This is a genomic window from Cupriavidus sp. YR651, from assembly GCF_900101625.1.
Taxonomy (GTDB): domain Bacteria; phylum Pseudomonadota; class Gammaproteobacteria; order Burkholderiales; family Burkholderiaceae; genus Cupriavidus.
In genome coordinates this window covers 239588-266332 of the sequence record NZ_FMYZ01000005.1, presented here as the reverse complement: position 1 = coordinate 266332, position 26745 = coordinate 239588, and the positions used below count along the sequence as shown (strand labels likewise).

20 protein-coding genes are annotated in these 26745 nt (G+C 64.0%); 11 read left to right on the top strand and 9 right to left on the bottom strand.

From position 1 onward, the window contains the following. Positions 1-3: 3 nt before the first annotated feature. The 5 genes from BLR29_RS16280 to BLR29_RS16260 form a co-directional block, all read right to left on the bottom strand. Complete coding sequence (locus tag BLR29_RS16280; RefSeq protein WP_092138047.1) at positions 4-810, bottom strand: ABC transporter permease; 807 nt, start codon at positions 808-810, stop codon at positions 4-6. A gap of 12 nt (positions 811-822) precedes the next feature. Next, positions 823-1656, bottom strand: coding sequence for an ABC transporter permease (locus BLR29_RS16275; RefSeq protein WP_092138046.1), 834 nt, complete (start codon positions 1654-1656; stop codon positions 823-825). Positions 1657-1658: 2 nt separating this feature from the next. Next, positions 1659-2759 (bottom strand): ABC transporter substrate-binding protein, encoded by a 1101-nt coding sequence (locus BLR29_RS16270; protein WP_092138045.1) that lies wholly within the window; start codon positions 2757-2759, stop codon positions 1659-1661. Positions 2760-2971: 212 nt separating this feature from the next. Further along, complete coding sequence (gene araD / locus BLR29_RS16265) at positions 2972-4702, bottom strand: L-arabinonate dehydratase (protein ID WP_092138044.1); 1731 nt, start codon at positions 4700-4702, stop codon at positions 2972-2974. An 18-nt stretch (positions 4703-4720) separates the two neighbouring features. Next, entirely contained in the window at positions 4721-6127 is a 1407-nt protein-coding gene (locus BLR29_RS16260; RefSeq protein ID WP_092138043.1) for an MFS transporter, read from the bottom strand. A 287-nt stretch (positions 6128-6414) separates the two neighbouring features. On the opposite strand from BLR29_RS16260, the gene BLR29_RS16255 reads away from it, so the two are divergent. After that, positions 6415-7503: a mannonate dehydratase gene (locus tag BLR29_RS16255; protein WP_092138042.1), complete on the top strand. Its 1089-nt coding sequence runs from the start codon at positions 6415-6417 to the stop codon at positions 7501-7503. A 29-nt stretch (positions 7504-7532) separates the two neighbouring features. On the opposite strand, the gene BLR29_RS16250 is transcribed toward BLR29_RS16255, so the two are convergent. Beyond that, on the bottom strand, positions 7533-8552 hold the full coding sequence (locus tag BLR29_RS16250) for a LacI family DNA-binding transcriptional regulator (RefSeq protein ID WP_092138041.1): 1020 nt from the start codon (positions 8550-8552) through the stop codon (positions 7533-7535). Between the two features lie 221 nt (positions 8553-8773). Between BLR29_RS16250 and BLR29_RS16245 the strand changes: the two genes are divergently transcribed. The 4 genes from BLR29_RS16245 (at position 8774) to BLR29_RS16230 (ending at position 13789) form a co-directional block, all read left to right on the top strand. Further along, positions 8774-9988: a UxaA family hydrolase gene (locus tag BLR29_RS16245; protein WP_218132703.1), complete on the top strand. Its 1215-nt coding sequence runs from the start codon at positions 8774-8776 to the stop codon at positions 9986-9988. Between the two features lie 47 nt (positions 9989-10035). Beyond that, the gene (locus BLR29_RS16240; RefSeq protein ID WP_092138259.1) at positions 10036-11565 is read left to right on the top strand and encodes a UxaA family hydrolase; all 1530 of its coding nucleotides are present in this window, start codon (positions 10036-10038) and stop codon (positions 11563-11565) included. Positions 11566-11641: 76 nt separating this feature from the next. After that, positions 11642-12631, top strand: coding sequence for a Bug family tripartite tricarboxylate transporter substrate binding protein (locus BLR29_RS16235; protein WP_092138039.1), 990 nt, complete (start codon positions 11642-11644; stop codon positions 12629-12631). A 24-nt stretch (positions 12632-12655) separates the two neighbouring features. Further along, positions 12656-13789: an L-talarate/galactarate dehydratase gene (locus tag BLR29_RS16230; protein WP_092138038.1), complete on the top strand. Its 1134-nt coding sequence runs from the start codon at positions 12656-12658 to the stop codon at positions 13787-13789. 173 nt (positions 13790-13962) lie between these two features. Here the strand turns inward: BLR29_RS16230 and BLR29_RS16225 are convergent, their stop codons facing one another. Further along, the gene (locus BLR29_RS16225; protein WP_092138037.1) at positions 13963-14853 is read right to left on the bottom strand and encodes a LysR substrate-binding domain-containing protein; all 891 of its coding nucleotides are present in this window, start codon (positions 14851-14853) and stop codon (positions 13963-13965) included. Then, a complete protein-coding gene (locus BLR29_RS16220; protein WP_092138036.1) occupies positions 14850-15791 on the bottom strand; it encodes a TIGR03571 family LLM class oxidoreductase in 942 nt (313 codons plus the stop codon). The genes BLR29_RS16225 and BLR29_RS16220 overlap by 4 nt, the downstream gene beginning before the upstream one ends. 394 nt (positions 15792-16185) lie before the next feature. Here BLR29_RS16220 and BLR29_RS16215 point away from each other — a divergent pair, with 394 nt between their 5' ends. The 4 genes from BLR29_RS16215 to BLR29_RS16200 all read left to right on the top strand — a co-directional run bounded on the left by BLR29_RS16215 (position 16186) and on the right by BLR29_RS16200 (position 22399). After that, the gene (locus tag BLR29_RS16215; protein ID WP_092138258.1) at positions 16186-16560 is read left to right on the top strand and encodes a hypothetical protein; all 375 of its coding nucleotides are present in this window, start codon (positions 16186-16188) and stop codon (positions 16558-16560) included. Between the two features lie 78 nt (positions 16561-16638). After that, positions 16639-17823 carry an efflux RND transporter periplasmic adaptor subunit gene (locus BLR29_RS16210; protein WP_092138035.1) on the top strand — a complete coding sequence of 395 codons (1185 nt, stop codon included), beginning with the start codon at positions 16639-16641 and terminating at the stop codon, positions 17821-17823. Further along, positions 17820-21011, top strand: a complete 3192-nt coding sequence (locus tag BLR29_RS16205) for an efflux RND transporter permease subunit (RefSeq protein WP_092138034.1) — start codon at positions 17820-17822, stop codon at positions 21009-21011. The genes BLR29_RS16210 and BLR29_RS16205 overlap by 4 nt, the downstream gene beginning before the upstream one ends. Next, a complete protein-coding gene (locus BLR29_RS16200; protein WP_092138033.1) occupies positions 21008-22399 on the top strand; it encodes an efflux transporter outer membrane subunit in 1392 nt (463 codons plus the stop codon). Before BLR29_RS16205 ends, BLR29_RS16200 begins: the two co-directional genes overlap by 4 nt. 214 nt (positions 22400-22613) lie before the next feature. Here BLR29_RS16200 and BLR29_RS16195 read toward each other — a convergent pair whose 3' ends face one another. After that, a complete protein-coding gene (locus BLR29_RS16195) occupies positions 22614-23522 on the bottom strand; it encodes a LysR family transcriptional regulator (RefSeq protein WP_092138032.1) in 909 nt (302 codons plus the stop codon). A gap of 127 nt (positions 23523-23649) precedes the next feature. Here BLR29_RS16195 and BLR29_RS16190 point away from each other — a divergent pair, with 127 nt between their 5' ends. Both BLR29_RS16190 and BLR29_RS16185 read left to right on the top strand, forming a co-directional pair. Next, positions 23650-24654 (top strand): Bug family tripartite tricarboxylate transporter substrate binding protein, encoded by a 1005-nt coding sequence (locus BLR29_RS16190; protein ID WP_092138031.1) that lies wholly within the window; start codon positions 23650-23652, stop codon positions 24652-24654. Further along, positions 24647-26743, top strand: a complete 2097-nt coding sequence (locus tag BLR29_RS16185) for an acetate--CoA ligase family protein (RefSeq protein WP_255371279.1) — start codon at positions 24647-24649, stop codon at positions 26741-26743. Before BLR29_RS16190 ends, BLR29_RS16185 begins: the two co-directional genes overlap by 8 nt. Positions 26744-26745: the final 2 nt, after the last annotated feature.

The following is a 26745-nucleotide window of genomic DNA, read 5'->3' as shown; positions in this document are numbered from 1 at the left end:
GATTCAGGCAGCCGCGACGGAGTGGCCGCGCCAGCGCAACAGGTGGGCTTCGATGCGTGCCGCGATCCAGTTCAGCGTGAAGCCGACCAGGCCCACTACGATCACGCCAAAGATCACGAGGTCCATCCAGAAGTTCTCGCGGCCGTCGATCATCGTGTTGCCGATGCCCTTGCCGGCGACGAGCAGGTATTCCGCGCCGAGCGTGGCCAGCCACGCATAGATCAGTCCGAGGTGAATGCCGGCAAAGATCGAGGGCGACGCGGACGGCAACACCACGCGCCAGAATGTCTGCCAGCGCGTAAAGCGCAATACGCGCGCCACTTCGAGCAGGTCCGCCGGTACCGCGCGTATGCCCTCGAAGGTATTGAGCACCACCGGGAAGAATGCGGCGAGCGACAGGAACACCACCTTGGCCGCATCGCCAAGTCCGAACCAGACCGAGATCAGCGGAATCCATGCAAACAGCGAGATCTGCTTCACGGTATGGAAGGTCGGGCCAACGAGTTTTTCGAACAGGCGCGAGAGGCCCAGCGCGGCACCGAACGCCAGGCCGGCCGTGGCGCCGATGGCAAAGCCGACCAGATCGCGCCACAGGCTTGCTTGCAGCGCTCCGAACAGCTTGCCGCTGCCGACCTGGTCGACCGCGGTAGCCCACACCTTCGAGACCGGTACCAGCAGTGGCGAGGTCGACCAGCCGAACGCGACCGCGGCCCACCACAGCGCAAGCAGGACCAGCGGCGGGACCCATCCGCGCAGCGCGCGAGGAATATGAGGAATACGAACTTTGCGAACCTTCCGAACTTCCTGCATGACCGGGGCTCCTCAGAAACCAGGCTTTCGCCAACGCAGCACGGCGCGCTCGGCGAGTGCCAGGCTCTTGTCGAGCGCGAATCCCACGATGCCAACCACGATCACGGCGGAGATCACCATATCGAGCTGAAACAGCTGGCGGCCGTAGACAATCATGTAGCCAAGTCCCTCCGACGACGCGAGCAGCTCCACGACCACGAGGGCCAGCCATGCGTGCGTCAGGCCATAGCGCACACCATTCCAGACCGGCGCCGCCGCGGCGGGGAACACCACGCGCGACAGCGTTTGCCAGCGCGTCAGCCTGAGCACGCGCGCGACTTCCAGGTAACGCACCGGGACGTTGTGGATGCCCTTGTAGGTATTGATGGCGATCGGCACAAGTGCCGCCTTGGCGATCAGAATGATCTTGAGCGCCTCGTCGATGCCCACGAGCAGCATCAGCAGTGGCAACCAGCCCAGCACCGGCACCTGGCTGAATGCCTTGAACGTCGGATAGACGTAGTCGCGAAAGCGCGACGACAGGCCCATTGCCGCGCCCAGCGTCAGCCCTCCCGCAAGCCCCACTGCAAAGCCACCGGCCACGCGCAACGCGCTGACCTGCAGGTTGGCCCAGAGCTCGCCGCTCCGATACAGCTCGCCGAAGGTCTGCGCCACCGCCTCGGGCGTGGGCAGTACCTGTGGCGGCACCCACTCGTAGCGCGCGGCGATATACCAGATCGCCAGCAGGGCCAGCGGCACGGGCCACGCCAGCACGGCGTCCGCGAGCCAGCGGCGATGACGGGCCGGCGCCTGTGCGGGCGCCGGTAACTCGTAGGGGGCTTCGAGCGCGATGGGGTTGGCCGCCATGGTCATGCTCCGAGGATCTTGCCGTTTGGTTGATAGATCGGCCAGTAGCTCTGCAGACGCAGGTCGTCCAGCGCGGCCCGCAGGTAGCGCTGGTCGATCCATTGATCGACATCGAAGCGTGCTCGGCTCAGGCGAAAGCGGAACGCCTGCTCGCTGGCGTCCTTGTAGCGCGAGACCAGGAACGGGTCGAAGTTCGGATTGATTCGGACGCGCAGTGGCTCTCCGTCGAAGTCCTCTTTCCAGTGCTCGTAGGGCGTACCCGCGCGCGCCCAGGTGCGCAGCACCTCCTCGCGATGGGATTCGTCGGACGCCCAGCGCGCGGCTTCGACGGCGGTCTTGACGAACTGCTGCGTCGCTTCGGGGTAGCGGGTGCTGAACTCTTCGGTCACCAGCACGTGGCTCTGCCGCGTGTAGATCGGCGACTGGTTCTTGCTGGTATAGAGGATGCGTACGGCGCCCTTGTCGCGGAGCCGCAGGATGTCCATCGCGCCGATCGCCGCATCGATATCGCGCGTGCTCAGCGCGGCCAGATAGCCGGCGGTGTCCAGGTTCAGCAGGCGCAGGTCCTTGTCGCTGAGCCCGTTGGCCTCCAGCAGACGCAGCGCCGGCAGGTGCATATTGGTGCCTTTGAACAGCGACACGCGCTTGCCGCGCAGATCGGCAACGGACTTCAGCGGGGAATCCGGCGGCACGCCGATATAGATATTCGAACGCACGCCCGTGGCCAGCACGAGCCGCGTCTTGAGGCCGGCGGCACGCGCCACGATCGACGGCAGGTCGCCCTGTAGCGCGAAGTCGAGCTGGCGATTGGTCAGCGCTTCATTGACTGCGGGGCCGGCGCCCTTGAAGAAGAACCACTCGACCTTGGTCCCGGCCGGCTTGAACGCCTCCTCGAACCAGCCCTTGGCGTGGGCGATTGACAGCGAGCTGCCCGCGAACGTCGGCGGTGTGCCCGTGGCGGGTTGCGCCACGCCAATGCGGATCACATCGGGACGTGTGGCGGCCGACGCGTGGAACGTCGAGAACAGCGCGGCGGCACCGAGGCCATATCGGCCAATCTGGCGCATGGCGGCGCGGCGTGCAGGATTGAGGCGCAGGGTCATCGGGGCGTTTATCGATTGAGAGGGCGGGTCTCACGATAAGCGCCATGACCATCTGTACTGAAGGAATGATTTTGGTATTAGTTATCGGCTGCGCCGGTATATCGGCATGCAGATTTCTTTGTTCCCGCCCGCCCGTGCGCTGCCTATGCTCATAGTCCTGGCTACCGGACTCTGTCACCGAGTTCGCGCTGGAAGCGTTCAAGGGCGCGAATCTAGAAAATGTCAGGTTCGCCCGCGGTTTCGCCAAACGACGTCTGCAAGAAGTCCATGTCACACCCTTCGTCAGCCTGGAGAATGTGCTCGCTGAACATCCATCCGTAGCCGCGTCCGAAGCGAGGTTTTGGCGGCTCCCACGTCGCGCGGCGCCGTGCCAGTTCCTCGTCCGAGACCCTGACCTCGATGCGCCGGTTTGGCACATCGACCGCGATGAGGTCGCCGGTCTTGACGAGCGCCAGGTTCCCGCCGACAAACGCTTCGGGCGACACATGCAGGACGCAGGCGCCGTAACTCGTGCCGCTCATGCGCGCATCGGAAATGCGAAGCATGTCGCGCACTCCCTGCTTCAGGAGCCTTTGGGAGATCGGAATCATGCCCCACTCGGGCATGCCGGGGCCGCCCTTGGGGCCCGCATTGCGCAAGACGATCACATGATCTGCGGTGATGTCTGCGTGCTCGTCTTCGAGCATGGCTTTCAGGCTGGGATAGTCGTCAAAGACAATGGCCGGCCCCTGATGGACGAGGAACTTCTCGCTCATCGCGCTCGGCTTGATCACGCAGCCATCGGGTGCCAGGTTGCCACGCAGTACAGCCAATGACCCTTCCGCATAGACCGGGTTGGAAAGCGGGCGAATCACATCATCGTTGAAGACGCGCGCATCGGCGATGTTTTCACCGATCGACTTGCCAGTCACGGTCAATACATCCGTGCGCAGGTACGCGCCCAGCCTCTTCATCAGCGCCGGCAGCCCGCCCGCATAGTAGAAATCCTCCATCAGATACTGGCTGGTGCCACTGGGCCTGACATTGGCGATGACCGGGATCTCGCGGCTGATACGGTCGAAATCGTTCAGGCCGATGTCGTGGCCGGCGCGACGCGCCTGGGCGATGACATGGATGATGGCGTTGGTGGAGCATCCCATCGCCATGGCCACGGTAATCGCGTTCAGGAAGGCGTCGCGCGTCTGAATACGCGAGGGGCGGAGGTCCTCGGCCACCATCTCGACGATGCGCCGGCCCACGTTGGTGGCCATGCGCTGGTGACTGGCGTCAACGGCGGGGATCGACGAGGCACCGGGCAGCGTCATGCCAAGTGCCTCGGCAATCGCGGTCATGGTGCTGGCCGTGCCCATCGTCATGCAGGTGCCGTGGCTGCGGGCGATGCCACCGACAATGGCGTCCCATTCATCGTTGCTGATGATGCCGGCGCGCTTGTCGTCCCAGTACTTGAACGCATCGGAGCCGGAGCCGAGCGTCTTTCCACCCCAGTTGCCGCGCAGCATCGGCCCGGCCGGCAGGAAGATGCTTGGCAGGTTGGCGCTGGTGGCGCCCAACAGCATCGCGGGTGTGGTCTTGTCGCAACCACCCATCAGCACCACGCCGTCGGCCGGATAGGCGCGAATCATTTCCTCGACTTCCATCGCCAGCATGTTGCGATAGAGCAGGGCGGATGGCTTGATCAGGTTCTCGCCCAGGGAGACCGTCTGAATTTCGAGGGGAAATCCACCCGCCTGCAGGACGCCGCGCTTGACCTCCTCCACGCGATGCTTGAAATGCATGTGGCAGGGGTTGTAGTCCGACCAGTTGTTCAGGATCGCAATGACCGGCTTGCCTTCCCAATCCTTCTTGTCGTAGCCCATCTGCATCACGCGGGAGCGATGATTGAAGGTACGAAAGTCGTCTCGCCCAAGCCAGCGCTCGCTGCGCAGCGTCTTCAGTTCAGCCATGATGTTCTCGGTTGCATGTCATGCGGAGGATTTGGCGTCGGTGGCCGTAGCGCCGAAGCCATGGCCTCGCCGAGGGGATGAGTCCGGCCTGCGCGGGGCGGCTTCCCCGGACAACTCCATGCGCTCGATGCGGCCTACCACGAGCCAGTAGCAGAGGATTGCGATGAGGCCGTGCGCGCCGACATAGACCAGCGCGCCATTGAATGAGTGCGTCTCGGCAATGATGTAGCCGATGACGATCGGCGTGACGATGCCCGCCACGTTGCCCACGGCGTTGAACACGCCGCCCGTGCTGCCGACGATGCGCGCCGGTGCCGTGTCGGCCACGACAGTCCAGCCGAGCGAGCCGAAGCCCTTGCCGAAGAACGCGAGACTCATCAGCGCGATCACCAGCCAGTCGGTATCGACGTAGTTGCAGGCGATCATGCTGGCGCTTAGCAGCAGGCCCACGGTAATCGGCAGCTTGCGTGCGAGCGTGAGCGAACCTGTGCGACGCAGCAGTGCATCGGACACAAAACCCGTGGAGACGCCGCCGATGAAGCCGCAAATGGCCGGCACGGCGGCAACGAAGCCCGCTTGCAGGATCGAGAAGCCGCGGCCGTTGACCAGATAGCTCGGAAACCACGACACGAAGAACCACGTGATCGACGTGATGCAGTACTGCGCAATGAAGATGCCCACCAGCATCCGGCTGCGAAAGAGTTGCCCGAGATCGCCCAGTCGCGGCGCGGCTGCATCGCTGCTGCGCTTGCCGCCGAGGTGGACCAGTGCGCCACCCGCCTCGATATGTGCAATTTCCGCTGGCGACACGCGTGGATGCTCGGCTGGGGAAAAGTATTTGCGCATCCAGACCAGCGCCAGCAGGATGCCCAGGCCACCCATCACCGTGAAGATGTGGTTCCAGCCGAACTGGTGGTCAAGCCAGCCCATCAGCGGTGTGAAGATGACCAGTGACAAGTATTGGGCGCTGTTGAAGATGGCGCCTGCCACGCCTCGCTCGGATGCCGGGAACCACGCGGCGATGACGCGGCCAGAGGCCGGGCCCACCGGAGACTCCATCGCACCGAGCAGGAAGCGCAGCACCAGCAGCGCGGCAAACGCGAAGCTGAACCAGTGGACGGCACCCATCAGCAAGGTGGTGGCCGACCAGAGCACGAGGCCGGCCGTGATCGCTGCCTTCGCGCCGATGCGATCGACCAGCCAGCCGGCCGGCACCTGGCTCAGCACATAGGCCCAGGCAAACGAAGAAAACAACCAGCCCATCTGCACGGCGTCCAGACCAAGATCCTTCGACATATGCGGACCGGCCACCGACAGCGTGGCGCGGTCGCCGGTGCTCAGCGCCAGCACGATGGTGATCAGCGCGAGGGTGATGTAGCGATGGAAGCCGGCTTTAGGGGCAGCCGGGTGATGTGAAGCGGACATACAGCGTCTCCGGATAGATCTTGTCGTGCCCGCGAGATGTTGTTTCGGGCTACCTGGCCGCATCGTAGTGAACACGTGCACATCGGGAAAGGCCGGATTCGCCGAGCATTGGAAAGCGTCCCACACAGTGGGACAAACGGCGCCGTCGCTGCAGAGGGTGCTGCCGGCGCTTCTTGTCGCTCCGGCCCGTAGCGGCAACAATGAACACGTGTTCATTTGAAGATTTGTGGCTGGCTTTGGGGGCGCGTTCCCCACCAACCCGCTAACGGAAGTAACGGAGACATCTCATGTATATCAGCGAACAATTGCTCAACCCCGATGCGCGACGCCTCACGCTTTCCACGCAGCTCGGCGTGGAAAGCGTGGTGCTCGACAATCGCGGCACCGACCTTGTCTCGGCGTCCGGCGGGGTCAGCGCGTGGGACGCGTCGAAGTTGGCTGACTATCGCAAGTGGGTGGAGAGCTTCGGTCTCAGGCTCGATGTGTTCGCGCTGGACGTGGGATCGATCCTGCTCGACGCGCTGGTGGATCTCGACAGCGCCCGCAAGCAGCGTGATGTACTGGCGCAGAACATCCGGAAGGCCGCCGACGCGGGCATCACGTGCCTCAAGTACAACGTGCAGATGGTGGGCATCACGCGCACGGGCCTGAAGCCGGGCCGCGGGGGCGCACGGAACTCGGGCTTTGTATATGCCGAATATTCGCCCGAGGAGGATCGCAAGCACTCGTACTGGGGCGTGGGCTATCCCACCAACCAGGAAGAGGGGGATGCGCGGAGTGCAATGTTGTGCGGCCAGAAGATGGCGCGCGACGTGCCGTCGGTGACGGAAAAGGCTGGCTGGGACGCCATCGAGTTCCTGGTGGAGGGTCTGGTGCCGGCAGCGGATCGCGCTGGCGTGCGACTGGCCTGCCATCCGCATGATCCCGCCTATCCGGTGGGCGGGCTGAACGGTATCGAGCACGTGGTGGGATCGGCCGACGGCATCCGCAAGTTTCTGGCGCTGAGCCCGAGCAAGAACCACGGCCTGAATTTCTGCCAGGGCACCGTGGCCGAGATGTTCACGGAGCCCGGCAAGGCGATGATTCCGGTGATCGAGGAGTTTGCGTCGACGGGCCGCATCTTCATGGTCCACTTTCGCAATATTCGTGGCGGATACCTGGACTTCCAGGAAGTGTTTCCCGACGAAGGCGACGTGGATATGTTCCAGGCCATCAAGGCTTATCAGCGCGGCGGCTATCAGGGCCCGCTGTGTCCCGATCACGTGCCGGTTTCAGACCTCGACGAGAACCGCGAGCGCTTCATGTCGTTCGCGCTCGGCTATACGCGTGGCCTCTTGCAGGCCGCCGGTGTCTGGTCGACGCCGAGCGGGGCCTGAGGCTGGCGCGAGTCGCCAGGCGCCAGGCGTTAGCTGCTTTCGCGGCCGATCACGCTGAAGCCGAGATCGGCCACTGCGGGCATCGGCGTGCCGGCAACGTCGGAAAGGCGGGCGAGCAGCATGCGCGCTGCCTGCCGGCCCATTTCACGCGCCTGCACCCGCACGCTCGATAGCGCAGGCTGGCTTGCCGAAGCGATGGCCAGGTCGGAGAAGCCCACCACGGCCATCCGGCCTGGAACGGCCCAGCCTTCCTGGCGGCATGCCAGCAGGGCGCCAACGCCGAGGGTGTCATTGCTGCAATACACAGCCCGCAGTTCGGGGGAACGTGTCACCAGCACCCGTAGCATCCGTGCGCCATCGTCGATGGTCGACGGGGGCGCCACCACCTCGGTGTCGATGTCGGGCAGGCCCAGTCTGGCCGCTTCACTGCGAAAGCCTGCCAGCCGCTTGTTGGCGCGATGCTCGTGTGCGCCGAGAAAGCCGAGATGCCGATAGCCGCGTTCCGCCAGATACCGCGCCACAGCCGCCCCCGCGCCTTCGTTCGAGAACCCGGCGACCATGTCGATGGGGTCATCGGTCAGGTCCCAGGTCTCGACCACCGGCTTGCCGAAGGCCCGCAGCTTTCTCCGCACCGCGTCGCCATGGTCGACACCTGTCAGGACCAGTGCATCGACCTGACGGCCGATGAAGGTATCGATCAGCGCCTCCTCGCCGGCGTCGCGGTAGCGCGACTGCCCCAGCAGCAACTGGTAGCCGCGTGCCTCGAGCACCTCACCCAGCCCATCCATGGTCTCCGCGAACCATGCGTTCGACAGCGTGGGAACAATGGCGCCGATGATGCGCGAGCGGCGCGTGGCCAGGCTTCCTGCATTGAGGTTCGGCACGTAGCCGAGTTGGGCGATGGCCGCCTGCACTTGCGCGAGCGTTTCGGGCGATACGAGCTCGGGGTGGCTGATGGCGCGGGATACCGTGACACGCGACACGCCGGCCATCCGGGCCACGTCGATCATCTTGCTGCCGCTGGTGTGCGAGGGCGAATCGGTAGGCATGGAGTCTGTGGTGCGATGCGGAAAGTGTCGTTCCCGTCGGGTCTGCCGTGCCGACCGGGCATTCCGTCCCAATGGCTGGGACGCGCTGCGCGCCGGGCGTGCGGACGGCTTGTATTGTCCGTGAGCTTCTCGAAGAATGGAAGCACGACAGATCCACAGAGAATCGTCTGCCGCCGTGTCTACCCACGGGAACACGACAAGACGGACATCGCGAGACACCCATGCAGTCAGATTTCATCCTCCCGGCAGATACGGTGAAGCCCACGTTCGACGGCATCGTGCGGGCCGACGGCCGCGTGGCCACCCGCAACTACCTGGGCGTGTTCGTGGTTGGCAACTGCGGCGCGACCGTGGCCCGCAAGATCGCCGACTGGTTCACCGAAGCGCGCCTTGCCGACTTTCCCAATGTCGATGGCGTCGTGCCGTTCGTCCATGAAATTGGTTGCGGCATGGAGATGACCGGTGAACCGATGGACCTGCTGCGCCGGACCATCGCCGGCACGCTGCGCAATCCCAACATCGCCGGCGGTCTCGTGATCGCCCTGGGCTGCGAGCGCAACAACATCTATGGCTTCATGGAGCAGGAGAAACTGGTAACCGGCCCGTTGCTCAAGACTTTGGTGATGCAGGAGCTGGGCGGTACGGCGAACACGATCGAGGCGGGGATCGCCGAGATCGAGCAGATGCTGCCCATCGCAGACGACTGCCGCCGCGAACCGGTCTCGGCGGCGTACCTGACGGTTGGCCTGCAAACGGCTGGCCGCGAAGGCACCGCCGCCACGCATGCCGATCGCGCGCTGGGTGCCGCTGTGGATCTGCTGGTGGCCGCCGGTGGCACGGCGCTGCTCTCTGGCACCGCCGATGTCGTGCAAAGTGGCGCGGACCTGGCCGCACGCGCCGCGTCGGCGGAAGTTGCCGCGGCGTTGCAGGCGCGTGTCGACTGGTGGCGCAGCTATCACGCGGGCCGCGACACACGACTGAAGCCGGCCAGCACACGCTCGGCCGGGATCGCCGCTGCTGGGCTGCAACGCGCCGGCCACACCGCGCTGGAAGCGGTCACCGCGTACGCGCAGCCGGTGACGTCGCACGGACTCGTCTTCATGGATGCGCCAGCCTATGTTGCGGTATCCGCGACGGGCCAGGTCGCCGCAGGCGCCAACCTGATCTGCGTGACCACCGCCACGGGTACGGCGTTTGGCGCCTTGCCAACCCCCACGCTGAAGCTGGCGGACAGCAGTGCGCTGTATGCGAAGTTCGAAGACGATCTCGATATCGACTGCGGGCCCGTTGCCGACGGGGCGATTTCCGTGGAGGCCATGGGGCAGCGCATCTTCGCCGAGATCCTTGCGCACGCATCGGGAAAACAGACGCGCAGCGAAAACCTTGGAGTGGGGGAGAACGAATTCGTCCCCTGGCCTATCGGTGTGCTCGCATGATCGCCACCACCACGTCCGCCGCCACGCCACCGATCTTCGCCAACATCATGAACACCACCCGCAATCCCTTCATCCGGCTCGACCCTCTCGACAATGTCGTGGTGGCCCGCATGGAGGTTCCCGCCGGAACGCCCGTTCCATCCGAGAGCCTGGTTACGCTGCATGACGTGCCGTCCGGCCACAAGATCGCCGCGCGCTTCATTGCCCGGGGCGAGCCGGTCATGAAATACAACACGGTGATCGGTTTTGCGACGGAAGATCTGCCGCCGGGCACCTGGATGCACAGCCACAACATTGCGTTTGGCGACCTGGAGAAGGACTACCGCCACGGGATGGACTATCGCGCCACGGACTTCGTGCCGCAGGCGGAGCGTGCGACGTTCCAGGGTATCGTGCGCGCCGATGGGCGGGTCGCCACGCGCAACTATATCGGCATCTTCGTGGTGGGCCATGGCGGCGCCACCGTTGCACGCAAGATCGCCAGTTCGTTCGATGCCGAGGCATTGCGTGGCTTCCCGCACGTCGACGGCGTGGTGCCCTACATCCACGAACAGGGGGCGGGGATGGAGCGCAGCGGGGAGCCGATGGATCTGCTGCGCCGCACGCTCGGTGGCTACATCCGCCACCCGAATACCGCGGGCGCGCTCGTGATCGCACTCGGCGACGAACACAATGACCTCGACGACTTCCTCGCGCATCAGCGGTTGCAGGCCGGCCCGATGCTGAAAACACTCAACATCGCCGATGCGGGCGGCACGCGTCGCGCCATCGCGGCAGGCGTGGAACTGGTGCGCGAGATGCTGCCGCAGGCTGAAACGGCAAGGCGCGAGCCGGTGTCCGCCGAGCACATCATGATCGGCATGCAATGTGGTGGCTCGGACGGCTTCTCGGGCTTGTCCGCGAATCCCGCGCTGGGTGCCGCGATGGAGATCCTGATCCGGCACGGCGGCACGGCAATCCTGTCCGAGACCTCCGAGATCTTCGGCGTCGAGCACACGCTGACCGCGCGTGCGGTGACGCCCGAGGTCGGCAAGAAGCTGGTGGCACGCATCGACTGGTGGCTTGACTACAACAAGGGCCGCGACACGCAGATCAATGGCCGCGTGAGCCCCGGCAACAATGCCGGTGGCCTGGCCAACGTATTGGAAAAAAGCCTGGGTGGCGCGAAGAAGGGCGGCAATGCGCCGCTGATGGAAGTCTATCGTTACGCCGAACCCGTGACCCAGCATGGCCTGGTCTTCATGGACACGCCCGGTTACGACCCGGTTTCCGCGACGGGCCAGATCGCCGGCGGCGCCAATCTGATCTGTTTCACGACGGGCCGTGGTTCGTGCTTTGGCTCCGTGCCGGCGCCGACCATCAAGCTGGCCAGCAACACGCCCATGTACACGCGCATGGTCAACGACATGGACGTCAACTGTGGCGTCGTGATTGACGGCGACGCCACCATCGCGGAAATGGGCGAGCGCATCTTTGCGCAGATCCTGCGCCACGCGTCTGGCGAAGCGACCCGGAGCGAAGCACAGGGCGTGGGCCTCAATGAATTCGTGCCCTGGCCGATCGGGGTGGTCGACTAGCGCGGAACCGTTTTCGACATCGGGCCCGCGCCGCAAGAGCCTTCACAAAGCGGGCCATTCACAATCAGGAGACAACATGCTGCACCGCAGAGGATTTCTCGCGGCGTGCACGGTCACGGCCGTCGCCACGCTTTGCACACTGCCCGGCGCATTCGCGCAGGCTGCCGATAACTGGCCTTCCCGCCCCGTGCGGATCATCGTGCCATTCCCCGCTGGTGGCACCAGCGACATCATGGGGCGCCTGATAGCCGACCAGCTCGGCAAGGTGCTGAAGCAGCCGTTCATCGTGGAAAACAAGGGCGGCGCGGGCGGCACCATCGGTGCGGAGCAAGCAGCCAAGGCACCGGCCGACGGCTACACGCTGCTGCTATCGGGCATCGGCAGCAATGCCATCGCCCACGGCATGACACCAAAGCCCAACTACGATTCCTCGAAAGACTTCATCCACATTTCGCAGCTGGAATCGGGTCCGAATGTGCTGGTGGTCAATCCATCGTTTCCGGCCAAGACCTTCAAGGAATTCATCGCCTACGTGAAGGCCAACCCGGGGAAGGTCAACTACGGCGTGACCAATGCCTCCTCGGGCCATCTGGCGATGGAACTGCTGCGGCAGACGGCCAAGCTCGATATGGTGGGCATTCCGTATCGCGGCGGTGGCCCGGCGCTGACCGATGTGCTGGCCGGGCAAATCCCGACCATGTTCGTCAATCAGGATGCGGTGCTGCCGTATGTCAAGGCGGGCAAGCTGCGCGCACTGGCTGTCACGAGCGAGCAACGCAATGCGCTGTTCCCCGATGTCCCCACCGTGGCGGAATCGGGCTTCCCTGGCTTCACGGCGGTGTCGTGGGTGGGTCTGTCGGCGCCGAAGGGTACGCCCAAGCCGATCGTCGACAAGCTCGAAGCGGCAATGGTTGCCTCGTTCAAGCAACCCGCCGTGCGGGACAAGCTCGAAGCCAACGGCTTTGTGGTCGTGGCTTCCAACTCGCACGACTACACCTCCTTCATCAAGGCGGAAACGGATCGCTGGACCAAGGTAATCCAGACCGCCGGCATCAAGGCCGAGTAACGTTCATTCCTTCTCTCGCAAACCATGTCCACTTCAGACCGCATTGATTCCATCGACCTGTCTCTGGTCATCCTGCCGCTGGCAGCACCGATCAGCGATGCCAAGGTACTGACGGGCCGCCAACGTCCATTGACCGAGATCGCCTTCATATTCGCGGAGATCTCCACGCGGGATGGCCACACCGGCATCGGCTTCGGCTACTCCAAACGCGCCGGTGGCCCGGGGATGTTCGCCCATGCCCAGGAAATCGCGCCCGAGCTGATCGGAGAAGATCCCAGCGATATCGGCCGATTGTTCAACAAGCTACTGTGGGCGGGGGCGTCGATGGGGCGCAGCGGCATGACCACGCAAGCCATCGCACCGTTCGACGTGGCGCTTTGGGACCTGAAGGCAAAGCGGGCGGGGCTGCCGCTGGCCAAGCTGCTCGGCGCCCATCGTGACTCGGTGCAGTGCTACAACACGTCCGGCGGCTATCTGTCGATGCCGCTCGATCAGGTGCTCAAGAACATCGACAAGTCGCGCGACAACGGCATCGGCGGCATCAAGATCAAGGTGGGGCAGCCCGACACCGCGGAGGACCTGCGACGCGTCAAGGCCGTGCGCGAACATCTGGGCGACGCGTTCCCGTTCATGGTCGATGCGAACCAGCAATGGGACCGCGCCACGGCGCAACGCATGGGTCGCACGCTGGAGCCCTACAACCTGGTGTGGATCGAGGAGCCGCTCGATGCCTACGACATCGAAGGGCATGCGGCGCTGGCCGCCTCGCTCGACACGCCCATCGCCACCGGCGAGATGCTGACGAGCTTTGGCGAACACGCGCAGTTGATCACGGCCGGCGCCTGCGACTTTGTCCAGCCCGATGCCCCGCGCGTGGGAGGTATCACGCCGTTCCTGCAGATCATGAGCCTGGCCGATTTCAAGGGCCTGCGTCTGGCGCCGCATTTCGCGATGGAGATCCACCTGCACCTTGCCGCCGCCTATCCGCGCGAACCATGGCTCGAGCATTTCGAATGGCTGGAGCCGATGTTCAACGAACGGCTGCAACTGCGTGACGGGCGGATGGTGGTGCCGGACCGGCCGGGCCTGGGGTTCAGCCTCAGCGAACAGGCCCGGCGCTGGACGAAGGAGACGGCGAGCTTCGGCAAGCGGCCTTGACGGAATAGAAGGGCTAAGAAAAGGCTATTCGCTGATTTGCGGGGTGAGGGGTCGTCCCGGAACGACCCTTCCGGGACATCCGGCCACCTTGATGCGAGTGACAGGTCCGGCCGAAACGCGGTCATCCGAGTGTCGCTGGTGAAGGTCACCAGAATTCTTCTATGAAATTGTTGCTATTTGTTGGCTAGAGTTTCGCTCAAATAGTTAATGAAGAACGCGATGCGATGGGATAGTTGTGTGTTTCGATAGTAGACCGCGTGAATGGGTTGCCGAATCTCGATAGTATGACTCGGCAGGAGCTCGACCAGATCCCCTTTGGCTCGATCCGCATCCGTCATGAAATCGGCGAGGCAAGCGATACCCTCGCCAGCTAGCGCCAGCAGTCGCAACGTCTCGCCGCTCGAAGCCCTGATGCTTGGCTCGATCTGAAGCAAATCGCCGTGTTCATCGCGTACCGGCCACTGGTTGAGCGATTCAGGGTGCGTAAAACCCAGCAGACGGTGATTGACGAGAGACGCCGGATCTTTTGGGGTTCCATGCGCCTTGACATAGGCAGGGCTCGCCAGCAGTCTGAGTTGGCTAGTGCATAGCAACCTTGCGTGAAGCGTGGAGTCCCGAAGTGTGCCGATCCGGATGGCAACGTCAGTTCGGTGTTCCAGAAGGTCGATGATTTGATCACTGGTGTTCAGTTCCAGTTCGATTTCCGGGTATCGCTTCAGAAACTCGCCAATCTTTGGCAGGATGCCGTGATGCATGAAGGGCGTTGCGGCATTTACCCGGAGCTTTCCCGCAGGCTTCAGCCTGCGTATCGCCATTTGTTCTTCCGCGGTGTCTACGGCTTCCAGGATATGGCGAGCGTGTGTAAGGAAGGCAGCGCCTTCCTCCGTGAGCTCCAGCCGACGCGTGGTTCTGCGAAGCAACGTCGTCGCCAGCTTTTCCTCCAGTCTGCCGAGCGCGCGACTGACGGCTGATACCGTTTGTCCGAGTTGCTCGGATGCTGCGGTGATGGAGCCAGAATCCACCACCACGGTGAATGTGAGTAACTCGTCGAGCGTTGTTTTCATGATCGAGTGGCGGCGGGCGGCGTGTGGAAGTGCGGCAGCACGTAAGCTGCGATCTCTTCCATGGCGTCCTTTACGGGCCGCTGATTGCGACGGAAGTGCAAGCCAATGTGATTGACGCCCGCCTCGCGCATGGCGTGAAGCTCCGCCACAAGGCCGTTGCGCCCCACGGCGCCACCAAAACGGTGGCGTTGCATCGGTGCGTCTGGGTTGGCCAGTAGATCCAGGTGGATGAACGTGATGTAGGGCTTGTTGCCGGCGACACCGCGCCACAAGCCGCTGCGCCGGACATGGTCTTCAGGCGTGCCGGGATAGGCAAGCCACCCGTCCATGTGCTGTCCGACCCAGTTTGCCGTCTGTTGTGCCAGGCCTGCGACAAGCAAGGGCAACGCGCCCCGCGTACGTGGCAGCAGCGTGACGCCGGACGGAAGATGAGACGCGCCGTCGCGCAGCATCGATACCTGCGTCCGGAAGTTGACGCCTCTGTTCTCGAAATCCCGACCGAAGATGGGGTACTCGACCGGCCTGTCGCCACTCGCTACGCCAAGCAAGAGACGGCCATTGCTAAGGTGATCGAGTGTGTTTGCCGCCTTGAGCGTCAAGAGCGGATCGCGAATGGGCAGCACGATTGCAGCCGTGCCAAGCAGTATGCGATCGGTGATGCCGGCCAGATATCCCAGGTAGGAGAAGGCTTCGAAGACCTGGGCGGCATCGCCGAACTGGGGGTCGTAGAGCGGTACATCGCGGACCCAGAGCGCACGAAAGCCGGAGCGATCCGCCAGGCGTGCCAGTTCGTCGTGATGTGCAAGATCGGGCTCGCCGGGCAGTCGACCATCGCGCTGGCGGGCAGCCTGGCCAGCCGGCGTCCAATCGTTATCCAGTGGCAGCTCCACACCGATACTGAAGCTGCCGGAAGTCAGTGTTTCCAATGCGTTTGCCATATGACGGATCGTGTTCCTCATCTGAGTGACGCCAGCCGGCACGACGTCGGATCGCACCTGTCAGGCCATGAGGCGATTGTCGGCATGGTTCCTGCCTCGAAAAACCCGTGCTTTCGCAAATGATCCTTGCGCCGGGATCAACGATCGCGGCCCCGATGCTTCCCATCGGCTGCGCCGCTTGCCCTGCGTGCGCGCGATCAAGGTGATCGGATTGTTGCCTGGGATTCAAATCATTTCTGTTCCTTCGCGGGTTTTTCTCGCGACTGTCGCTGTCCATACTTCGCCCTGTCGGCTCGCGAGCCCTGGTGTTGAACCCCTGCATGCCGACGACACGGAGATGTTCGTGTCAGCGGCTCAATGCGAAGTTCCACACCTTTCTCGAATGGAGATGTTCATGAATACCAAGATCCTTGTGATTTCCGCCACGCTTCTGGCAGCGTTCTTCGGCAGTCAAGCCCATGCTCAGGCCGGTTACGGCAATGTTCTGCGGGACCGTAGTCCCTTTGTCGATGGGGCACGCACGACCGTGAACACCAACGATGACCGTAATCGCCAGGTCGACATGTTCACAGATGGCGCACGAATCGCCGGTATGGACCGTACCGGTCCTTCGGCAGATCCGTCCCGCCAGCGGGATGTCTTTTCTGACGGCGCACGCGAAGTCAGCCCCTTCACTGATGGTGCACGTTTGGCAGGTATGGACCGTTCGGGCGTGTCGGCATCGCCTGCCCGGGAAGATGACAACCACGTCCAGGCCACAACCGTCTGATATCGGAAGGGCTGCTGAGGGGAGCGTCCGGCGAGTACCTGGCCGGTGCTCCCTCACTGGTTCTGAAGAGGGGAAATCATGAAGCAACGACTGAACGCCGGTGCGTTGAAGAGGGTGGTACTCGCCGCGATCCTGTCGCTGAGCGTGGTCGCGATCGTTACGGGCTGCAAATCCGAGGCCACCGCCGAACCTGCCGCCCAGGCAGTGGTGGTGAGCCAGCCTGTGGTTCGGCAGGTGACCGACGTCGATATCTTTACCGGGCGGTTCGAGGCCATCGATACGGTGGAGGTCCGGTCACGCGTGGGCGGCTATCTGGAGAAGATTGCCTTCAAGGATGGGGCGATTGTAAAGAAGGGCGACCTTCTCTTTGTCGTCGATCCGCGGCCATTCCAGGCAACGGTGACCGAGGCGGAAGGCGCGCTCGCCCGGGCACGCTCGCAACTGAGCCTGAGTCTGCAGGAGTACGAACGGGCCAAGGTGCTGATCAGTACCAACACGATTGCCAGGAGCCTGTTTGACCAGCGTGAGCAGGCGGTACAGGGTGCGCGGGCGGAAGTGGCCAGTGCCGAGGGCGTCTTGTCCCGCGCAAAGCTCGATCTGTCGTTCACTCGCATTACCGCACCCATGTCCGGCCGGATCAGCCGCAAGCTCGTGAGTGAAGGAAACCTGATCACGGGCGGCAATACCAGTGCGACGTTGCTGACGACCATCGTTTCGCAGGACCCCATCGATTTCTACTTTGATGTCGATGAGCAAAGCTACCTGCGCTATACGCGAGATGCTGGTGGCGGCCAGGCAACGGCTCGCGAAGTCAGGATTTCCCTGCCAGGCGATACGCAACCGAGCCTGGTCGGTGGCATGAATTTTATTGACAACCGCCTGGACAACTCCACCGGCACGCTCAGGCAGCGCGTGCGGTTGGCGAATCCCCAGCTGAAACTGACGCCGGGTCAGTTCGGCCGGGCGCATGTCGCGGGGAATGGTGCACACCAGGCCCTGCTGGTGCCGGATGTGGCCGTTGCCACCGATGCAACACGACGCGTGCTCTATATCGTCAAGCCAGACCAGACCGTGGAAGTCAGGCCAGTCGAGCTTGGCAGACTGTTTGGCAATCTGCGCGAGGTCTCCACAGGGCTGAAGGCGGGCGAAAACGTCATCGTCGAAGGCGCCCAGCGCGTGCGGCCAGGAGAAATGGTCAAGGTCACCACACGCGCCGCCGCAAGGCAGGATGATCTGCAGGCTTCCAAGGGAGTCAAGCCATGAACATCGGCCGAATCTCCGTCGAACAGCCGGTGCTGGCCATCGTGCTGTCCATCGTCATGACCATTGTTGGCGGGCTTGCATATTTTTCGCTCGCAGTATCCGAGTATCCGGAGATTGCACCGCCTACCGTAGTCGTTCAGGCCAGCTATCCCGGCGCCTCTGCCGAGACCGTGTCCGAGACAGTATCGACTCCCATCGAACTCGAGGTGAACGGGGTCGAGGACATGATGTACATGTACAGTCAGGCTACCTCGGACGGTGGCCTGAACCTCACCGTAACGTTCAAGCCCGGAACCGACGTGGACAAGGCGCAGGTGCTGGTGCAGAACCGTGTGGCGCTAGCCACGCCACGCCTGCCGGAGCCGGTGCAGCGCAGTGGCGTATCGGTTCGAAAGTCTTCGCCCACACAATTGGGAACGATCTTCCTGTACTCCCCGGACAAGAGCTATGACCAGCTCTACGTATCCAACTACGCGATCCGCAACGTGTCCGACGCGCTCAAGCGCATCGATGGTGTAGGAGACATCAACCCACTGGGGGCACGCGAGTACTCGATGCGGATCTGGCTCGATCCGGAACGCGTCGCATCGTTCAATCTGAGCCCGCGCGACGTGATCGCCGCGGTGCGCTCGCAGAACACGCAGGTGGCCGGCGGGGTTGTGGCGCAGCCGCCCGTGACGGACCAGGCCTTCCAGCCGAACCTGATCTTCGAGGGCCGATTGAAGGAGCCGGCGAAGTTCAGTGACATCGTGGTCAAGCAGGGCAACGACGGCCGCGTGGTACGCCTCAAGGACGTTGCTCGCGTGGAGGTTGGAGCTCTCGCCTATTCGACCGACAGCTACATGCTGCGAAATCCGACCATTGCACTTCAGGTGCTGCAGCGCCCCGGCGCCAATGCCGTCGCGACGATGGATGCAGTCCAGAAGAAGATGAAGGAGATCAGCAAGGAATTCCCGAAAGGCATTGTCTATAACATCGGCTACAACCCCACGGAGTTCATCGGCGACAGTATTCGCGAACTCGTGAAGACGATCTACGAAGCGGTGGTGCTGGTGGTTCTCGTGGTGCTGGTGTTCCTCCAGGGCTGGCGACCGTCGATCATCCCGATTCTGGCGATTCCCGTATCGCTGGTCGGGACGTTCGCGGTCATGGCGATGCTTGGCTACTCGATCAACAACCTCACGCTGTTTGGCATGGTGCTGGCTGTCGGCATTGTGGTCGACAACGCGATTGTGGTCGTGGAAAACGTCGAGCGACACCTGGCCCTTGGTGCCACGCCGAAGGAAGCCACGCTGCTGACCATGAAGGAAGTGGGGGGCGCGCTGTTCGCGATTACGCTGGTGCTGTGCGCGGTGTTCGTGCCGACGGCGTTTATTACCGGCATTTCGGGTCAGTTCTTCCGCCAGTTCGGCATCACGATTGCCGTATCGACGGCAATTTCGCTGTTCAGTTCACTGACGCTGGCGCCAGCGCTTTCCGCAGCCATCCTGAAGGCTCACAAGAAAGAGGACGATCACGGCCGTGGGGGTGTGTCCCGACTGGGCGGCCTGCGTGCGCGGGTCGCGCGGTTAGCCGGGGCTTTCAACGCCGGATTCGACAGGTTGTCCACCGCCTACGCCGCGCTCGTGCGTCGTGTGGTGGCGATCACGCCGACCATGCTCGTGCTTTATGTGCTGCTAATCGCGGGAACGGTGTACCTGATGATCTCCACCCCAAAGGGCTTTATCCCGCCTCAGGATCGCGGCTATGTGGTGGTGCTGATCCGCATGCCGGATGGTGCGACGCTCGAGCGTACCAGCGCCGTGGCGCGCAAGGTGGAAGACATCGCCCTCCAGGTGCCAGGGGTGGCCCGTGTGCCCGTGTTCTCGGGTGTGTCCGCTGCGACGGGTACAAACTCGGCAAGCAATGCCGGCTTGTTCCCTGTGTTCCGGCCGTGGGAGGAGCGCAAGCCGCTGGGCCTGACCATCGAGAAGATCGCGGCCGATCTGCGCCAACGCCTGGCAAGCATCACGGAGGCTTCCATTGTTGTAGCGATGCCGCCGCCGGTGCAGGGTCTCGGCAGTACGGGGGGCTTTGCGATGCGGCTGGAGGATCGCAGCGGGCTGGGCACTGCGGCACTGGCGAAGGCGACCGAGGACCTGATTGCGGCGGCCAACAAGACGCCAGGGATGGTCGGGGTGTATTCCCCGTACTCTGCCGCGACACCACAAGTCTTCGTGGAACTGGACCGCGAGAAAGCCGAGATGCTGGGCGTGCCGAGCCAGGAGATCAATGACGCTGTCGAGACGTACTTCGGCTCGACCTACATCAATGACTTCAATATTCTGGGGCGCACCTATCGCGTGACCGCGCAGGCGGACTTGCCATTCCGAATCACTGCGGACGACCTGGCTCGCCTGAAGGTGCGTAACAACGATGGCGCGATGGTACCGATTGGCACCGTGACACACGTTCGGGAACGACTGGGTGTGGATCGTGCCCCGCGCTACAACCTCTATCCCGCCACCGAGATCAACGGCGATACCTTGCCTGGATTGGGTTCGGAGTACGCGATCAGCACGATGGAAAAACTGGCCGCGGAAGTGCTGCCGCCAGGCATCACGTTCGAGTGGACCGACCTGTCCTATCAGCAGACAACGGCAGGCAATACGGGATTGCTGGTGTTCCCGCTGTGCGTGCTGCTGGTCTATCTCGTGCTGGCAGCCCAGTACGGTAGCTGGAGCCTGCCCGTGTCGATTCTGCTGATCGTGCCGATGTGCCTGCTGGCTGCTTCGCTTGGTGTGCGGGCGATGGGGCAGGACATCAACATCCTTACGCAGATCGGCTTCATCGTGCTCGTAGGCCTGGCTGCAAAGAACGCCATCCTGATTGTAGAGGTCGCGCGGCAGCTCGAGATGCAAGGTGCCAGGGTCGTGGAGGCGGTCGTGGAAGCCTGCCAGCAGCGTTTGCGGCCGATCATCATGACGTCGCTGGCGTTCATTCTCGGTGTGCTGCCGCTGGTCATCTCGGAAGGCGCAGGTGCGGAAATGCGCCAGGCGGTAGGGGCGGCGGTGTTTTTCGGCATGATTGGCGTCACCGTTTTCGGCCTGCTCTTTACGCCAGTGTTCTATGTCGTCGTGCGAAACCTTGCGGGTGCGGGGAAGTCGGCGGTCTCAATGACGAGCATGGCGCAGGAGGCAGGACAATGAGATTCATACGATTGATCTCGGCGCTCGCCGCCAGTGGTGTGTTGCTGGCGGCATGCGCGACACCGGAGGCGATCACGCCAACGCCTTTGCCGCTGGCCAGCAACTATGTCAACGAGTCGCTGGCGCAGGCTGGCGCCGTGCCGGACATGGCGAACTGGTGGCAACGCTTCAACGATCCAGTGTTGAATCAACTGGTCGATGCGGCGCAATCCGGGAACCTCGAGTTGAAGCTGGCAGTCTCGCGCATCGATGCAGCCAGAGCCATTCGCCTTGGGGCATCGTCCGCCGGCTTGCCCCAGGTTGACTTGAGCGCAAGCGCCGGTCGACGACGCCAGTCCGATTCGCAGGCAAGCTCCGGCATCGCCAACGTCAACAACAACTTCGAGGGTGGGCTGGGTGCGTCATGGGAAGTGGATCTGTTCGGCCACATTCGTCAGAACGTGGCGGCCGCAGAAGCGGACGTCCTGTCGGCGACCGAGATGGTCAGCGCAGTCAGGCTGGCCATCACGAGCGAGGTGGTGCGGACCTACCTGACGGCGCGTAGTCTGGAGCATCGTCTGTCATTGGTTGGCGACAATGCGCGAAGTCAGACGGAGACAGCACGGCTCACAAGGCAGTTGTTCGATGCCGGTGCTATCCCTGTTGCCGATGTGGACCGTGCAGATGCCCAGGCGGAAGCAACGCTTGCGGAACTCCCCGTTCTCGAACTCGAGCGGCAGAATGCCCTGCATCGTCTGTCGATACTGACGGCTTCCGGCCCACAGGACGTCTATGCGCAGATGGATGCCCTGGCGGCAATGCCACACTGGAAGGCGCCGTCAGGGGTCGGCACGCCTGCCGATCTGCTGCGGCAGCGTCCGGACGTGAAGGCGGCGGAGGCTGCCGTGGTAGCGGCCTACGCGCGTGTGGGTGTGGCGCGGGCAGAGTTGCTGCCGCATCTGCAACTGGCTGGCTTCATTGGTGCGGCGGCGGACGGCCTCTCTGGTGCCGGACTCGCGCGTTCCCTGGCGTGGGCCTTTGGTGCCGGCGCCACTGCGCCGATCTTCGACGGTGGACGCCGGCGCAGCAACGTCCTGCTGCGTCAGGCCGAAGCGGAGCAGGCGCTACAGCGCTATCGGTCGACCGTGCTGATGGCGGTCAACGACGTTGAGGGTGCTATCGCGGCAACGGCCAGGAATCGGGATCGTGTCGCGCGCCTGCGCAAGTCAGCCATTAGCGCACGCGCCGCGTATGAGCAGATCAACCAATCCTGGCGCGCGGGGGAGTCAGCATTTATTGACACCCTTCAGGTCCAGCGATCGCTGCTTGAAGCAGAGAATGCACTATCCATTGCCGAGGTACAGCAACTTCATAGTGAGGTGAGTTTGGTTACCGCACTTGGTCAGTGAACGGCGGTGACTGGCCGAACTCGGTCAACTGGGGCGCGGGCAGCGGTGATGGTCGCTTCCCGCCCCTTCTCTGCCATCTGACGCTTGGCGATCCAGGACGGCTCTACGCTGCAGAATGGTCTCGGCGGCTGGCTCAGCAGCGCGAAACCTTGCCGGTCCGCGTTTCATCGAAAATAGGGTCGCAGTCATCGCGCGGATGCCATGCAGAGTCCAACTAGGCAGTACCGCTCCTTGCGACTTCAGGCACCAGGTCATGAAGGCGAGAAAGAACGAGTCGTGCTGCCCGGGACAATGGATGATGGCGCGTGACGCCCATGGCAATGGTCCGCGGCAAGCGCGGGTCGACAATCTCGACGGCGCATAGACGTCCGGCGGCAACTTCGCTATCGACCGCGAGGATCGGAAGTATCGTCAACGCGCTCCCCGAAAGCGCTACCTCCTTCATCGTATTCAGCGATTCGACTTCCAGCGGCACATCCAGTGAGATGCCGAGTTGACGCGCGTGCTGGTCGAGAATCGATCGCAGACCGTTGGGAGCCGGCGGCAGGACGAGCGGCGCGCCATCGAGCTTGCGGAACGACACCGTCGGCACACCGGCGAGCGGATGCCCGGGCGTGCAAATCAGGTAAGTGGCGACCTCCGCAAGCACGTCCTCTCCCTGGCGGGGCCCGGGACCATAGCGATTGATGACCGCGAGGTCCAGATGGCCCGATTCCAGTTCCTCGTCGAGTTGTCCGCTAAAGCCTTCGGCCACGCGGAGGCGGACACCTGGCGCCGTGGCGCGCAGGTCCTCGAACAGCGCCGGGATCAGGCGTGGCGCCATTGACGGCAGCACGCCGATTCTTACCTGCCCGAACGGGACGCCCGCCGCATCCTTGACCTCGTCGCGCAGCCGTGCCGACTGGGCCAGCAGCAACTGGACATGCGGGAAGATTCGCTGGCCGAATTCCGACAACACCACGCCCCGGCCGGTTCGTTCGAACAGTCGGTCGCCCCATTCCGCCTCGATCTGGGCAATCGCACGGCTTACCAGTGACTGGGCAATCCCTTGCGAGCGTGCCGCACGTGACAGCGAGCCCACTTGTGCCACCAACGCCACGGTTTCGAGCTGTTTCAGGTTCACGCTGGCGCTCCATCCAAAAAGTAGATATCAGATATCGATGATTCTACTCTTTTGAGTTGGCTAGGGACTCCATACACTGAGGGCATCCCTCCCTGTAGAGAGGGCCTACGCAACATCTGGAGACAACATGCCGTGCCTTTCCGCTGTGCTTCGCGCATTCCGGCGACCGTTATGCGCCTTGCTGGTTGCTGCCACCCCGGCCGCCTTCAGTGCCGCCGCTGCCGCCTCGACCGGCTATCCCGCCAAACCGATCCGCCTGGTCGTGCCGTTTCCGGCCGGCGGGCCCACTGACGCGATGGCGCGACTGATCGGCCAGCAATTGTCGCAGCAGCTTGGACAGCCGGTGCTGGTCGATAACCGCGGCGGCGCTGGCGGCACCATCGCCACCGAAGCCGCCGCGCAGGCGGCACCCGACGGCTATACGCTCTTCTTCTCCACCACCGGCACCATGGCGATCAACCCGTGGCTCTACCGCTCGCTGAAGGTGGACCCCCTCAAGTCGTTCGATGCCGTAGGCTCGGTGGCCTCCACGGTCAACGTGCTGGTCGTGCCGAACAACCTGCCGGTCGGCAACATCAGGGAACTGATCGCGCTGGCAAAGCAGAAGCCGGGCACGCTGACGTTCGGTTCGGCTGGCAACGGGAGCTCCAACCATCTGTCCGGCGAACTGTTCAAGTCGATGGCCGGCATTGATATCGTCCATGTGCCGTACAAGGGCTCGGCCGCGGCGTTCACGGATCTGCTTGGCGGACGCATCTCGATGATGTTCGACACGGTGTCGAGCCAGGGGCAGTACATCAACGCGGGCAAGGTCAAGGCGCTAGGCGTGACCGGCGCGACCCGTTCGGAAGCGCTGCCCAAGGTGCCGACGATTGCCGAGGCCGGCCTGCCGGGCTTCGACGTGACGATCTGGTTCGGCCTGTCGGCACCGAAAGGAACCACGCCAGACGTGATCCGCCGCCTGAACAGCGAACTGCAGGCCGTGCTCGCGCTGGCAGACGTGCAGAAACAGCTTGCCGCGCTGGGTGCCCGGCCGCTGCCGGGTACGCCCGCCGACTTCTCCAGGCTGATCCAGCATGACGCGGGCAAGTGGTCGCCGGTGGTCAAGGCATCGGGAGCGAGCCTTGACTGAGACCACTGCAACCTTCCACGCCCTGTTCTCGCCGGCCTCGGTGGCCGTGATCGGCGCCTCGGACAACCCCAACAAGGTAGGCGGACGGCCGATCCACTACATGCGCACCTTCGGGTACACGGGCGAGGTGTTTCCGGTCAACCCGGGGCGCGAGGTCATCCAGGGCTATCGTGCGTACCCCGATCTCGGTGCGATCGGCAAGGCGCCGGACGCCGTGGTGATTGCCGTGTCCGGCGATGCCACGCTTGAACAGGTGCGTCAGTGCGGCGCCGCCGGCGTCAAGGCGGCCGTCATCATGGCATCCGGTTTCGCCGAAACGGGCGATGCGGGACGCCAGCGGCAGCAGGAACTGGTGGCGGCGGCCAAAGACAGCGGCATGCGGCTGGTGGGGCCGAACGCGCAAGGCACGGCCAACTTTGCCAGCGGAGCGGTGCTCAATTTCTCGACCATGTTCATGGAGGTGGCACCCCAGGACGGCCCGATCGCGATCATCAGCCAGAGCGGCGCGGCGAGCGTCATGCCCTATGCGTTGCTGCGCCAGGCCGGCTACGGCGTGCGCTACCTGGTAGCGACCGGCAACGACGCCGATCTCGACGCCTGCGCGATGATCGCGGCCGTGGCGGCGGACCCTGAGGTGCGGCTGATCCTGGTCTACCTCGAATCGGTGTCCGACCCTGCCCAGCTCGCCCGCGCGGCGGAGGTGGCCCGAGCGCGTGGCGCGAGCATCGTGGCGATCAAGGCCGGCAACAGCCAGCGGGGTGCAAAGGCGGCTGCCTCGCATACCGGTGCGCTGGTCGGCAACGACGCCGCGATCGATGCGTTCCTGGCCCGTCACGGCATCTGGCGTGCGCGCGACATCGGCGAACTGGTCCGCGCGGTGCCGCTGTATTTGCAGCAGCGCGCCCCGGGGCAGGGCCGCACGGTCGTGATGAGCCATAGCGGCGCGGTAGGTGTGATGGCGGCCGACCTGGCCGAACGGCACGATCTGCCGCTGACCGAACTTCAGCCCGCAACGCTGCGCGAACTGGGCGCGATCCTGCCCGAGTTCGGCACGGCCAGCAATCCGCTCGACATGACCGCGGCGCTGCTGGGCAAGGGCGACATGTTTCCGCGCGTGCTCCAGGCGCTGGGCGCCGATCCGCAGGCCGACATGGTGATGGTCGGCATTCCGGTGGCAGGTCCCGGCTACGACGTCGAGGCACTGGCGCGCGACGCCGCCGCCTTCAGCGCGAGCCAGGCCAAGCCGTTGGTGACCAGCGCGCCGCAACAGTCGGTCCGCGAGGTCTTTGTGCGACACGGCGTGCCCGCATTCGTCACTGAAGCCGATGCCATTGCCGCGCTGGCGCAATACGCCGCGCATCATCGGCTGGCCGAGGCGGCACCGGCGACGGCGCCGGTCTGCCCCGACGCCCAGCAGCTCGACGGCAGCGGCCTGCAGGATGAAGTCCATAGCCTGGCCTTGCTCGCGGAAGCCGGCGTACCGACCGTGCCGCACCGGCTATGCGACAGCGTGGATGCGGCAGTGATGGCGTTCGACGCGCTCGGCGGGGTGCCGGTGGTGGTCAAGGGTTGCGCGGCGGAGGTCCCGCACAAGAGCGAGCATGGCCTCGTGCACCTTCGACTCACCGATGCCGCGAGCGTGGCCCGCGCGACGCGGGCCTGCCTCGACACACTGCAGCGGTTGGGCGTGGCATTGCCACGGGTGGTCGTGGCGGCGATGGTCAAGGGCCAGCATGAGTTTGCGCTGGGCGTCTCGGTCGATCCGGTGTTCGGGCCGCTGGTCATGATCGGGGAGGGAGGCACGCTGCTCGAACTCCGCAAGGACGTCGTGACACTGCTCGCGCCGTTCACGGCGCAAGACGTCAAGGCAGCCTGCGCGCGGCTGCGCCTGGCACCGCTGTTCGACGGCTATCGCGACATCCCGGCGCTCGACCTGGAGGCGCTGGCGTCGTCGGCGGTCGCGCTCGGCGATTGGGCATTGCGTCATCGAACTGCGCTGGCATCGGTCGACATCAATCCGCTGATGGTGATGGCGGCCGGCAAAGGCGTCATGGCGGTCGATGCCGTGGTGGAACTCAAGGGGAGTTGAAG